The 12963-nt window shown below is 56.5% G+C and carries 8 protein-coding genes; 1 reads left to right on the top strand and 7 read right to left on the bottom strand.

Annotated features, from left to right (window positions below):
• Window positions 1-12: 12 nt before the first annotated feature.
• Window positions 13-1611: a multicopper oxidase CueO gene (cueO, locus tag LAC65_RS02730; protein ID WP_039382636.1), complete on the bottom strand. Its 1599-nt coding sequence runs from the start codon at window positions 1609-1611 to the stop codon at window positions 13-15.
• Between the two features lie 166 nt (window positions 1612-1777).
• Here cueO and LAC65_RS02725 point away from each other — a divergent pair, with 166 nt between their 5' ends.
• Window positions 1778-2125 carry a YacC family pilotin-like protein gene (locus LAC65_RS02725; RefSeq protein ID WP_039382635.1) on the top strand — a complete coding sequence of 116 codons (348 nt, stop codon included), beginning with the start codon at window positions 1778-1780 and terminating at the stop codon, window positions 2123-2125.
• 24 nt (window positions 2126-2149) lie between these two features.
• Here the strand turns inward: LAC65_RS02725 and yacL are convergent, their stop codons facing one another.
• From yacL to pdhR, 6 genes are all read right to left on the bottom strand, one after another.
• Window positions 2150-2512 carry a protein YacL gene (gene yacL, locus LAC65_RS02720; protein WP_039382633.1) on the bottom strand — a complete coding sequence of 121 codons (363 nt, stop codon included), beginning with the start codon at window positions 2510-2512 and terminating at the stop codon, window positions 2150-2152.
• 169 nt (window positions 2513-2681) lie between these two features.
• Window positions 2682-5279 carry a bifunctional aconitate hydratase 2/2-methylisocitrate dehydratase gene (gene acnB / locus LAC65_RS02715; RefSeq protein ID WP_104085531.1) on the bottom strand — a complete coding sequence of 866 codons (2598 nt, stop codon included), beginning with the start codon at window positions 5277-5279 and terminating at the stop codon, window positions 2682-2684.
• Window positions 5280-5614: 335 nt separating this feature from the next.
• Window positions 5615-7039, bottom strand: a complete 1425-nt coding sequence (lpdA, locus tag LAC65_RS02710) for a dihydrolipoyl dehydrogenase (protein WP_039385712.1) — start codon at window positions 7037-7039, stop codon at window positions 5615-5617.
• A 173-nt stretch (window positions 7040-7212) separates the two neighbouring features.
• The gene (gene aceF / locus LAC65_RS02705) at window positions 7213-9111 is read right to left on the bottom strand and encodes a pyruvate dehydrogenase complex dihydrolipoyllysine-residue acetyltransferase (RefSeq protein ID WP_039382629.1); all 1899 of its coding nucleotides are present in this window, start codon (window positions 9109-9111) and stop codon (window positions 7213-7215) included.
• Window positions 9112-9124: 13 nt separating this feature from the next.
• A complete protein-coding gene (gene aceE / locus LAC65_RS02700; protein WP_039382627.1) occupies window positions 9125-11800 on the bottom strand; it encodes a pyruvate dehydrogenase (acetyl-transferring), homodimeric type in 2676 nt (891 codons plus the stop codon).
• Window positions 11801-11926: 126 nt separating this feature from the next.
• Window positions 11927-12691 carry a pyruvate dehydrogenase complex transcriptional repressor PdhR gene (gene pdhR / locus LAC65_RS02695; protein ID WP_039382625.1) on the bottom strand — a complete coding sequence of 255 codons (765 nt, stop codon included), beginning with the start codon at window positions 12689-12691 and terminating at the stop codon, window positions 11927-11929.
• Between the last annotated feature and the right edge of the window lie 272 nt (window positions 12692-12963).

Raw genomic sequence — 12963 nt, 5'->3', positions numbered from 1 at the left:
CGTCTGGCCCCGCTACGCGACCGTGAAGCCGAGCATCATGCCGGTATCTTCGTGCTCCAGCAGATGGCAGTGTGCCATATAGGCATGCTCCGCGCTGGCAGCATAGTCGAACCTTACTAAGACTTCACTGCGCCAGCCGTTGACGTTAACCATATCTTTCCAGCCGGCACGATGCGCGGTGGGCGGCTTGCCGTTTTCTGACAGGATACGGAACTGTGCACCGTGAATATGGAACGGATGCAGCATCGCATCGCCCTCGCCTGAAATCGTCCACTTCTCGGTTTTACCCAGCGGCACGGCAAACATCGGCTTCTGCATGTTAAACGCTTCACCGTTGATCTTATTGCCGTGGTGAAAATCGTATGCGGCAGCGTCGTGCGCACCGTGATCCATCGGCATCGCGCCATGTTCGCTCTGTTCCATTGGCATGGCATCGTGTCCGCTGTGCGTCTCTGCCGCGCCGTGGTCTGCCGCGCCCCCCATCGCCTGATGGCCATAACGATCCATCAGCGCCTGCATCCCCTGCTTATCCAGCTGCGGATCCATCATCAGCTGCAGCCAGCGGTTCTGTACGCCGTCACTGGCAGGCAGCGGCGGCAGATCCACCAGGGTGTCCGGCAGCGTCCCGCTCGCCATAATGCGCAGCGGCAGGATCTGCACCAGCGGCAGTGGCCGATCAAACGGCGGCAGCGTCATCCCCATCTGCGTCACCGGCAGCGTGACGATATCAAAAGGCTGCCCGTCAGAGGTATCGATCAGCACCTCAAAGCGCTCGCCCGGCAGCAGTGACAGCGACGTCACCTGTACCGGTTCAGCGAGCAGTCCGCCATCGCTGCCCACCACATAGACTGGTCGTTTATCGCTGGTGGCGATCTCCAGCGAGCGGGCGTTACAGCCGTTAAGCAGCCGCAGCCGCAGCCAGCCGCGCGGCACGGCGTGCTGCGGATACTGCACGCCGTTGGTCAGCATCATATCGCCAAACCAGCCTACCGCCGCGCGCATCACATCCAGCTGATAATCGATATGCGTGCCGGCGCTGTTAAGCTGTTTATCCTGGAAAATCAGCGGTACGTCATCGGCTCCCCACTGCATCGGCAGACGCAGCTTGCCGGACGCTTCATCCTCCAGCAGCACCAGCCCGGCTAATCCCTGCGCCACCTGATGACCGGTTTTGCCGTGCAGATGCGGATGAAACCAGCAGGTCGCCGCCGGCTGATCGGGGGTAAAGCTCACCTGCCGCGTGGCACCGGGCGCGATAATCGCCTGCGGGCCTCCATCCACGTCACCCGGAATCGCCAGGCCGTGCCAGTGTACGGTGGTCGCTTCCGGCAGCCGGTTATGAATATTGACCGTGACGCGCTTCTCGCGCTGCAGGCGCAGAACCGGCCCGAGCAGGCTGCCGTTATAGCCCCATGTCGGCACCGCTTTACCCTGCCACTGCGTGCTGCCCGTCATGGCGGTAAGGCTGTAGTGACCGCGCGCATCTGGCTCAAGCAGCGCAGGGATCGGCAGCAGCGGCCGCGTAGCCGCCATCAGTGAGCGGCTCCATAGCGGCAGTGCGCCTGCCGCGCTGAGCGCCGCGGTCAGTTTGAGAAAAGTGCGACGTTGCATACGCATATCCTTGTGATAATGAGGCACCCAGCCTAAACCCTGCCCCTGCGGGAGGGTCAAGTGCCGGGCAGCAAAATAGTAGCCTGCCCGTCGCCGGGGTAAAAGAAGCGGAATCCGGACGGTAACTGTGCTAACGTCAATGGATTGTCCTTTGCTGAGAACCATTATGACAAAAAGCATTAAGATCCTGCTGCTGGCGGGACTCTTTGGCTTCTCCACCAGCAGTTTTGCGCTGAGCGAGTCTGAAGCGGAAGATCTGGCTGACCTGACGGCGGTCTTTGTCTATCTGAAAAACGACTGCGGCTACCAGGCGCTGCCGGATGCACAAATCCGCAAAGCGCTGGTGTTTTTTGCCCAGCAGAACCGCTGGGATTTGAGCAACTACAGCAGCTACAACATGAAAGCGCTGGGCGAAGAGAGCTATAAAGATCTGAGTGGCATTGCAATCAATAACGATAAGAAGTGCAAATCGCTGGCGCGTGATTCACTGAGCCTGCTGGCCTACGTTAAGTAACGGTGCGGCATAGGGCTGTGCGGGTTATCTGCCCGCTATAAACTGCCGGTAAGCCGCGATCACCGCCAGAAAGTCATCCACGCCGCAGAATGAGAGACTCTCTTCATCGTAGTAGGCCATGCCCTCTTCCAGCCCCTCATCCTCAAGTGCCAGCTGGTTAGCGCGGATCATCACCTCTTCTTCATCCAGCCACAGCGTGTACTCATGTCCGATACGCTGCCACTGCTGATGGGTGCCTTTTACCGCACGCGCCGCCGCTTCCACTTCATCCAGCAGCCCGGCGTTGTCGCGGACCTCTTCGTTAAACCAGTGGCCTACCGCTTCGTGATCCATCGACATGCGCACCCTGACCTGGCCGGTGATATCGCGTAAAAATTCATACTCCATTGGGTTACCTCATACCAGTAGCGCGCCGGACTGCACGTTTATGTGCATTCTGAGCGCAGCGCGCGTAATAAAGTGGGATCGCGCTCGCATTATGCCGGGAGTGCCGCCGGTAAAAAAGGCATAAAAAAGGGGGATGATTTGCATCATCCCCCCCGATTTACCCGTCGCGTTATACGGCGGTCTGGAAAATCACGCTGTCCGCTTTCTCGGTATATTGACCCAGCTGGTCAAAGTTGAGATAGCGATAGGTGTCGTCGGCCGTTTTATCCACCTGCACCATAAACTGCTGATACTCGTCCGGCGTTGGCAGTTTGCCAAGCAGCGAAGCGACGGCAGCCAGCTCGGCTGATGCCAGGAAGACGTTGGCGCCGTTACCCAGACGGTTCGGGAAGTTACGGGTCGACGTGGAGACCACCGTCGCACCGTCCTGCACGCGTGCCTGGTTACCCATGCAGAGCGAACAGCCCGGGATCTCAATACGCGCACCGCTTTTACCAAAGACGCTGTAGTAGCCCTCTTCGGTAAGCTGCGCCGCATCCATCTTGGTTGGCGGAGCCACCCAGAGACGCGTCGGCAGCTGGCCCTTATGCGCGTCCAGCAGCTTACCGGCCGCGCGGAAGTGACCGATATTGGTCATGCAGGAGCCGATAAACACTTCGTCAATCTTCTCGCCCTGCACGTCAGAGAGCCAGCGCGCATCATCCGGATCGTTTGGTGCACACAGAATCGGCTCTTTGATATCCGCCAGATCGATCTCGATCACCGCAGCGTATTCTGCATCTGCATCGCCTTCCAGCAGCTGCGGATCGGCCAGCCATTTCTCCATGCCCTCAACGCGGCGCTCCAGCGTACGGCGATCGCCGTAGCCTTCCGAGATCATCCACTTCAGCAGGACGATGTTGGAGTTCAGGTACTCGATGATCGGCGCTTTATCCAGCTTGATGGTACAACCGGCAGCAGAACGCTCAGCGGAGGCATCAGACAGCTCAAAAGCCTGCTCAACTTTCAGATCCGGCAGACCTTCGATCTCCAGAATACGGCCGGAGAAGATGTTTTTCTTGCCCTTCTTCTCTACCGTCAGCAGGCCCTGCTTAATCGCGTACAGCGGGATAGCGTGTACCAGATCGCGCAGCGTAATGCCCGGCTGCATGGTGCCCTTAAAGCGCACCAGCACCGATTCCGGCATATCGAGCGGCATCACGCCAGTCGCAGCGGCAAACGCCACCAGGCCGGAACCCGCCGGGAAAGAGATGCCAATCGGGAAGCGGGTGTGTGAGTCACCGCCGGTGCCAACGGTATCCGGCAGCAGCATACGGTTCAGCCAGCTGTGAATAATACCATCGCCCGGACGCAGCGAGACGCCACCGCGGTTCATGATGAAATCCGGCAGCGTATGGTGCGTGGTCACATCAACCGGCTTCGGATAGGCCGCGGTGTGGCAGAAGGATTGCATCACCAGATCGGCGGAGAAGCCGAGGCACGCCAGGTCTTTCAGCTCATCGCGCGTCATCGGACCGGTGGTATCCTGTGAACCCACAGAGGTCATCTTCGGCTCGCAGTACGCGCCCGGACGAATACCCTCAACGCCACAGGCGCGGCCCACCATCTTCTGCGCCAGCGAGTAGCCGCGCGTGCTGGTGGCGATATCTTTCGCCTGCACAAAGACGTCGCTTGCCGGCAGGCCGAGTGACTCGCGTGCTTTCGTCGTCAGGCCGCGACCGATAATCAGCGGAATACGGCCGCCGGCGCGGACTTCATCCAGCAGCACATCGGTTTTCAGTTCAAAGGTTGCCAGCAGTTCATTGGTTTCGTGACTGCGGACTTCGCCTTTATACGGGTAAACGTCAATCACATCGCCCATGTTCAGGCGCTCAACATCCAGTTCGATCGGCAACGCGCCGGCATCTTCCATGGTGTTGAAGAAAATCGGGGCAATTTTACCGCCGAGGCACAGACCGCCGCCCTTTTTGTTCGGCACGTACGGGATATCTTCACCCATAAACCACAGCACCGAGTTGGTGGCGGATTTACGTGATGAGCCGGTACCGACGACGTCGCCGACATACGTCAGCGGGAAGCCTTTCTGCTGCAGCGCCTGAATCTGTTTGATCGGGCCAATGTTGCCCGCCTCGTCTGGCTCAATACCATCACGCGGGTTTTTCAGCATCGCCAGCGCATGCAGTGGAATATCCGGGCGCGACCACGCATCCGGCGCCGGAGAGAGGTCGTCGGTGTTGGTTTCGCCGGTCACTTTGAACACGGTGGTGGTGATTTTTTCAGCCAGCTTAGGACGCTTCAGGAACCACTCGGCATCAGCCCAGGATTGCAGGATTTTTTTTGCGTGGGCGTTACCCGCTTTGGCTTTCTCTTCCACATCGTAGAAGTTGTCGAACATCAGCAGCGTATGGGACAGCGCTTCAGCGGCAATCGGTGCCAGCGCTTCGTCGTCGAGTGCTTCAATCAGCGCGTGGATGTTATAGCCACCCTGCATGGTGCCCAGCAGTTCAACAGCTTTCTCGCGCGTAACCAGAGGAGAGTGGGCTTCGCCCGTTGCGACAGCAGCCAGGAAACCGGCTTTAACATAGGCGGCTTCATCAACGCCTGGCGGGACGCGGTTAACCAGCAGGTCAACCAGAAATTCTTCTTCACCCGCAGGCGGGCTTTTCAGCAGTTCAACCAGCGCGGCCATCTGGGAAGCATCTAACGGCTTAGGTACGATTCCCTGGGCAGCACGCTCGGCAACGTGCTTACGGTATTCTTCTAGCACGACGTTCTCCTCGCTCTCATTGTATAGCTTTCCGGTACACCTTGATGCTGTTAAACAGTAGGGTGAGGTGCCCGGTTCTGCGTCGGCCAGCATAGCAGGATTTCGCCTGATTGTTAATCTGTTTACAAAAAAGCAACATCCAGCCAATTTCCGGCATAACTGTCCGGGTATTCCCCTGCAGACGGAAAAAAAAGCGGCAGATATGCGGCAGGCGGTTTTCAGATCATAACTTTCAGCGTGGCAGAAAATGATCTGGCTAACCTTTAGTTATGCCTGCGGCTGTAACAGCAAAAAAAAACGGCCCCCGCAGGAGCCGTTGATCGCAGAAGTGAAACTTATTTCTTCTTCGCTTTCGCGTTTGGCAGATCGGTGATGCTGCCCTCAAAGATTTCAGCGGCAAGGCCAACTGATTCATGCAGCGTCGGGTGCGCATGGATGGTGAGCGCGATATCTTCGGCATCACAACCCATTTCGATCGCCAGACCGATTTCACCCAGCAGCTCGCCGCCGTTGGTGCCGACTACAGCACCGCCGATAACGCGATGCGTCTCTTTGTCAAAGATCAGCTTGGTCATGCCGTCAGCGCAGTCAGAAGCGATAGCACGGCCTGAGGCCGCCCATGGGAAGGTGGAGACTTCGTAGCTGATGCCCTTCTCTTTGGCTTCTTTCTCAGTCAGACCTACCCATGCAACTTCCGGCTCGGTGTAGGCGATGGATGGGATCACTTTCGGATCGAAGTAGTGCTTCAGACCAGAGATGACCTCAGCGGCAACGTGGCCTTCGTGCACGCCTTTGTGCGCCAGCATAGGCTGACCCACGATATCACCGATAGCGTAGATGTGCGGCACATTGGTACGCATCTGCTTATCGACACGGATAAAGCCGCGCTCGTCCACTTCCACGCCCGCTTTACCGGCGTCGAGGCCTTTACCGTTTGGCACGCGGCCAATGGCGACCAGCACCGCGTCATAGCGCTGCGCCTCAGCAGGCGCTTTTTTACCTTCCATCGACACATAGATACCGTCATCTTTCGCGTCAACCGCGGTGACTTTGGTTTCCAGCATCAGATTGAATTTCTTACTGATACGCTTGGTAAAGACTTTAACCACGTCTTTATCCGCTGCCGGGATCACCTGGTCAAACATCTCAACCACGTCAATCTCTGAACCCAGCGCATGGTAAACTGTCGCCATCTCCAGACCGATGATGCCGCCGCCCATGACCAGCAGACGCTTCGGCACTTCACGCAGCTCCAGCGCTGACGTAGAGTCCCAGACGCGCGGATCGTGATGCGGGATAAACGGCAGCTCGATAGGGCGTGAGCCTGCGGCGATGATTGCGTTATCGAAGTTGATGGTGGTTGCGCCACCCTCACCTTCAACCACCAGGGTGTTGGCACCGGTGAATTTACCCAGACCGTTTACGACTTTGACCTTACGGCCTTTCGCCATTCCGGCCAGACCGCCGGTCAGCTGGTTGATCACCTTCTCTTTCCAGGTGCGGATCTTGTTAATGTCTGTCTGCGGCTGACCAAACACGATGCCGTGCTCTTCCAGCGCTTTCGCTTCTTCAATCACTTTCGCGACGTGCAGCAGCGCTTTTGACGGGATACAGCCTACGTTCAGACAAACACCACCGAGGGTGTTGTAGCGCTCAACCAGAACGGTCTCCAGACCTAAGTCAGCGCAACGGAAGGCTGCAGAGTAACCTGCAGGACCTGCCCCAAGTACCACGACTTGAGTTTTAATCTCTGTACTCATCATGACCTCTTGTTAGATTGCCGGCGGTCAGAGCGACCTTTCCCAGGCTCATGCTACCCTGTCGCCACCGGGACATTTCACCGCGAGAGTTTACAGAATTGTTAATAAACTGCCAACCGCGGTAACAACTGAATGCTTACAACAAGGCCGGCATTTGCCGGCCTTGATTAACTTCACATCACCAGACGGCGAATATCAGACAGCATATTGTTGATGATGGTGATGAAACGCGCACCATCAGCACCGTCGATCACGCGGTGGTCAAACGAGAGCGAGATCGGCATCATCAGACGCGGTGCAAACTCTTTACCGTTCCAGACCGGCTCCATGGCCGATTTGGAGACGCCAAGGATCGCCACTTCCGGCGCGTTGACGATAGGCGCGAAGTGCGTCGTGCCAAGGCCGCCAAGGCTGGAGATGGTGAAACAGCCGCCCTGCATATCGCTGGCGGTCAGTTTGCCATCGCGCGCTTTCTTCGAGGTTGCCATCAGCTCACGCGAGAGTTCAGTGATGCCTTTCTTATTAACATCCTTGAACACCGGAACCACCAGACCATTTGGCGTATCAACCGCCACGCCGATGTTGATGTATTTCTTCAGCGTCAGTTTCTGACCATCTTCAGACAGCGAGCTGTTGAAACGCGGCATCTGCTCCAGGGCCGCCGCAACCGCTTTCATGATGAACACCACCGGGGTGAACTTCACATCCAGCTTGCGTTTCTCGGCTTCCGCGTTCTGCTGCTTGCGGAACGCTTCCAGATCGGTGATATCGGTTTTATCGAAGTGCGTAACGTGCGGGATCATGACCCAGTTACGGCTCAGGTTAGCACCAGAGATTTTCTGGATACGGCCCAGCTCCACTTCTTCCACTTCACCAAACTTGCTGAAGTCTACCTTCGGCCATGGCAGCATGCCTGGCAGACCGCCGCCTGCAGCAGCAGCTGGCGCAGCCTCAGCGCGTTTCACCGCCTCTTTCACGTAAGTCTGCACATCCTCTTTCAGGATGCGGCCCTTACGCCCGGTGCCTTTCACCTTCGCCAGGTTAACGCCAAACTCGCGCGCCAGACGACGGATCACCGGCGTGGCGTGCACATAGGCGTCATTCTCAGCGAACTCACTTTTCGCTTCCGCTTTAGCCGGCGCAGGTGCTGCAGCGGGTTTAGCCTCCGCTTTCGCCGGCGCGGCGACCGCTTCCGGTTTGGCTGCCGGTGCTGGCGATGGTGCGCCGCCTTCCACTTCAAAGATCATGATCAGTGAGCCGGTACTGACTTTGTCACCGGTGGCCACTTTCAGCTCTTTTACCGTACCGGCAAACGGCGCCGGCACTTCCATAGAGGCTTTATCGCCTTCAACCACAATCAGCGACTGCTCAGCGGTGACTTTATCGCCCGCTTTCACCAGTACCTCGGTCACTTCAACTTCATCACCGCCGATATCCGGTACGTTTACCTCTTTCGCGCCTGCAGCTGCAGCCGGGGCGGAGGTCGCCTCTTCTTTCATCTGCGGTTTCGCGTCGGCAGCCGGTGCGTCGCCTTCTGCGTCAAAGATCATAATCAGTGAACCGGTGTTCACTTTATCGCCGGTAGCGATTTTGATCTCTTTCACTACGCCAGCAAACGGCGCAGGCACTTCCATTGAAGCTTTGTCGCCTTCAACGGTGATCAGCGACTGCTCAGCTTCAACCTTGTCGCCCACTTTAACCAGGATCTCTGTGACTTCGACTTCATCACCACCGATATCCGGTACGTTAACCTCTTTGCTGGCGGTTGCCGTTGCAGCAGCAGGAGCCGGCGCGGCTTCTGCTTTTTTCTCTTCGGCAGCCGGTGCAGCTTCTGCCGCACTTTCAGCGTCAAACACCATAATCAGCGAGCCGGTATTCACTTTGTCACCGACGGCGATTTTGATCTCTTTAACCACGCCCGCCTGCGGCGAAGGCACTTCCATCGAGGCTTTATCGCCTTCCACAGAGATCAGCGACTGCTCAGCTTCAACGCTGTCGCCCACCTTCACCAAAATTTCGGTGACTTCAACTTCGTCTGACCCGATATCCGGTACGTTAATTTCGATAGCCATTACTCTTTACCTCTTAAGCCAGACGCGGGTTAACTTTATCAGCGTCGATATCGAATTTAGCGATAGCGTCCGCTACCACCTGCTTCTCGATTTCACCGCGTTTAGCCAGCTCACCCAGCGCAGCCACTACCACATATGACGCATCCACTTCGAAGTGATGACGCAGATTTTCACGGCTGTCAGAACGACCGAAGCCATCGGTACCCAGCACGCGGTAGTCGCTGGCTGGCACGTAGCTGCGGACCTGTTCTGCGAACAGCTTCATGTAGTCGGTTGACGCTACGGCCGGCGCATCGTTCATCACCTGAGCGATGTAAGGCACGCGTGGCGTTTCAGTCGGATGCAGCATGTTCCAGCGTTCGCAATCCTGACCATCTCGCGCCAGCTCGGTGAACGAGGTTACGCTGTAGACATCAGAGCCGATACCGTACTCTTTCGCCAGAATCTGTGCCGCTTCGCGCACGTGGCGCAGAATAGAGCCTGAGCCCAGCAGCTGCACTTTGCCTTTCTTGCCTTCGACTTCTTCCAGCTTGTAGATACCCTTACGGATACCCTCTTCCGCACCCTGCGGCATCGCCGGCATATGGTAGTTTTCGTTCAGCGTGGTGATGTAGTAATAGATGTTTTCCTGCGCTTCACCATACATACGCACCAGGCCATCCTGCATGATCACCGCCACTTCATACGCGTAGGAAGGATCGTAGGAGATGCAGTTAGGGATGGTCAGCGACTGAATATGGCTGTGGCCATCTTCATGCTGCAGACCTTCGCCGTTCAGCGTCGTACGGCCCGACGTACCGCCAACCAGGAAGCCACGCGCCTGCTGATCGCCCGCCAGCCACATCAGATCGCCAATGCGCTGGAAGCCAAACATGGAGTAGTAGATGTAGAACGGGATCATCGGCAGGTTGTTGGTGCTGTAAGAGGTCGCCGCTGCCAGCCAGGATGAACCTGCGCCCAGCTCGTTGATCCCTTCCTGCAGAATCTGGCCTTTCTCATCTTCTTTATAGTAAGCAACCTGCTCGCGGTCCTGCGGCGTATACTGCTGGCCGTTCGGGCTGTAGATACCGATCTGACGGAACAGGCCTTCCATACCAAAAGTACGTGCTTCATCCGCGAGGATTGGCACCAGACGATCTTTGATCGACTTGTTCTTCAGCATCACGTTCAGCGCGCGCACGAAAGCGATCGTGGTAGAGATCTCTTTGCTCTGCTCTTCCAGCAGAGGTTTGAACTCTTCCAGCGTCGGCATTTCCAGCTTCTCAGTGAACTCCGCCTGACGGGTTGGCAGATAGCCACCCAGCTTCTCACGCTGGCCGTGCAGGTAGTTGTACTCTTCTGAGCCTTTTTCAAAGGTGACGTAAGGCAGCTCTTCGATTTTCTCATCAGCCACTGGCACATTGAAGCGATCGCGGATGTAGCGTACGCCATCCATGTTCATCTTCTTGACCTGGTGGGCGATATTTTTGCCTTCCGCGGTATCACCCATACCATAACCTTTAATGGTATGAGCCAGAATCAGCGTTGGCTGACCTTTGGTCTCCTGCGCCTTTTTCAGGGCAGCATAGATTTTCTTCGGATCGTGGCCGCCGCGGTTCAGTGCGAAAATCTCTTCGTCGGACCAGTCTTTCACCAGCGCAGCGGTCTCCGGGTATTTACCGAAGAAGTGCTCGCGCACATAGGCGCCGTCGCGTGATTTAAAGGTCTGATAGTCGCCGTCAACGGTTTCGTTCATCAGCTGAATCAGTTTGCCGCTGGTGTCTTTCTTCAGCAGCTCATCCCAGCGTCCGCCCCAGATCACTTTGATCACGTTCCAGCCAGCACCGGCAAAAATGCCTTCCAGCTCGTTGATGATCTTACCGTTACCGGTGACCGGGCCATCCAGACGCTGCAGGTTACAGTTGATGATGAAGACCAGGTTGTCCAGCTTCTCACGGGTCGCAATGGTGATAGCACCTTTGGATTCCGGTTCATCCATCTCGCCATCGCCAAGGAAAGCGTACACCGTCTGACCAGACGTATCTTTCAGGCCGCGATGCTCCAGGTACTTCAGGAACTTCGCCTGATAGATAGCGTTCAGCGGACCCAGACCCATTGAAACGGTCGGGAACTGCCAGAAGTCCGGCATCAGTTTTGGATGCGGATAGGATGACAGGCCGTTGCCGTGCACTTCCTGACGGAAGTTATTCATCTGCTCTTCAGTCAGACGTCCTTCAAGGAACGCACGTGAGTAGATGCCTGGAGAAATGTGACCCTGGAAGTAGACCAGATCGCCGCCATCTTTTTCGCTGCGTGCGCGGAAGAAGTGGTTGAAGCACACTTCATAGATTGTGGCAGAGCTCTGGAAAGAAGAGAGGTGTCCCCCCAGCTCCAGATCTTTCTTCGACGCACGCAGAACTGAAACAATGGCGTTCCAGCGAATTGCGGAACGGATACGACGTTCGAGAGAGGTGTTGCCCGGATAGTCCGGCTCATCTTCTGTCGCAATGGTGTTGATATAGTTGCTGATCGCAGCAGCAGCACCGCCACCGCCAGCTACTTTTACACCACCTTTGCGGGCAGCGCTCAGGACCTGATCAATCAGATACTGCGCACGCTCAACACCTTCTTCACGGATGACCGATTCGATCGCCTGTAGCCAGTCACGAGTTTCGATCGGATCCACGTCATTCTGTAAACGTTCTGACATGGGGGGTATTCCTTATCTGTGTCTAATACGTTGAATTATCAGGAGCCTGTCTGCTTGTGTTGTGCTTCAGGTTCACAGCACAAGAAGACAGGCCCGTCGTTTATGTCGCACGTTCGTTGCCGTACGTTATTCCTTGCGTTGCTGTAAACGACGCAGGGAGCGTTCACGACGGCTCTGCTCCCGACTTCTGTCCAGCAAGATTTCCTCTATAAACGCCAGATGACGATGCGAGGCTTCGCGGGCCTGTTCCGGCTCGCGCGCCACAATCGCCGCAAAAATACTGGCGCGATGCTCGCTCACTTTCGCCAGCATTTCGCGGCGAGCGTAGAGCAATTCGAAATTCTGACGTACGTTTTGTTCCAGCATCGGGCTCATGGAGCGCAGCAGGTGCAGCAGCACCACATTATGCGCCGCTTCCGTGACCGCAATCTGATACTTCATGACGGCGTCCGCTTCGGCGTCGAGATCGCCGCTCTCCTGCGCCTGCTGAATCTGAAGATGGCAGTCGCGAATACGCTGCAGATCTTCATCGGTACCGCGTAGCGCTGCGTAGTAGGCAGCCACGCCTTCCAGCGCATGACGGGTTTCCAGCAGATCGAACTGAGATTCCGGATGCTGGGCCAGCAGCCCGACCAGGGGGTCGCTTAAGCTCTGCCAGAGGTTCTGCTGCACAAATGTGCCGCCACCCTGGCGACGCAGCAGTAAACCTTTGGCTTCCAGACTCTGAATCGCTTCGCGTAGCGATGGACGTGAGACATCAAACTGTTTGGCCAGTTCGCGCTCGGGGAGCAGTTTCTCACCCGGCTGAAGGGTCCCTTCCATAATCAGGGATTCCAGCTGCTGCTCTATCGCATCGGAGAGCTTGGGCTGGCGAATTTTACTATAAGCCATCTTCCCTTCTTATAAGCCAAACGTCTGGAGTAAATTGGTAATACCAATTGAAAAATGGTGCCCGTAAAGTAACAAAGTATTCACCTTGTGTCTATATGGCCACTCTCCTACTTCCAGCCCGATATAGCCCTGAACCCAGGCATCACGCCTTAAGCCGCCGTAGTAACAGGAAAAAGAAACAACTGCGCGAAGTTGTTAACAGATTTCACTTTTACCAAACCTTACACTGCAAAAGCGGTCGTTTCTCTTATACGCCATAAGCGAAAGCTATT

Source organism: Pantoea eucrina, assembly GCF_020079945.1.
GTDB lineage: Bacteria > Pseudomonadota > Gammaproteobacteria > Enterobacterales > Enterobacteriaceae > Pantoea > Pantoea eucrina.
The sequence above is the reverse complement of the archived record's forward strand: the minus strand, read 5'-3'. Positions and strand labels throughout refer to the sequence as shown.

Coding starts and splice junctions, on each gene's coding strand:
- cueO (WP_039382636.1), bottom strand. CDS start 1,611: ATGCAACGTCGCACTTTTCTCAAACTGACCGCGGCGCTCAGCGCGGCA.
- LAC65_RS02725 (WP_039382635.1), top strand. CDS start 1,778: ATGACAAAAAGCATTAAGATCCTGCTGCTGGCGGGACTCTTTGGCTTC.
- yacL (WP_039382633.1), bottom strand. CDS start 2,512: ATGGAGTATGAATTTTTACGCGATATCACCGGCCAGGTCAGGGTGCGC.
- lpdA (WP_039385712.1), bottom strand. CDS start 7,039: ATGAGTACAGAGATTAAAACTCAAGTCGTGGTACTTGGGGCAGGTCCT.
- aceF (WP_039382629.1), bottom strand. CDS start 9,111: ATGGCTATCGAAATTAACGTACCGGATATCGGGTCAGACGAAGTTGAA.
- aceE (WP_039382627.1), bottom strand. CDS start 11,800: ATGTCAGAACGTTTACAGAATGACGTGGATCCGATCGAAACTCGTGAC.
- pdhR (WP_039382625.1), bottom strand. CDS start 12,691: ATGGCTTATAGTAAAATTCGCCAGCCCAAGCTCTCCGATGCGATAGAG.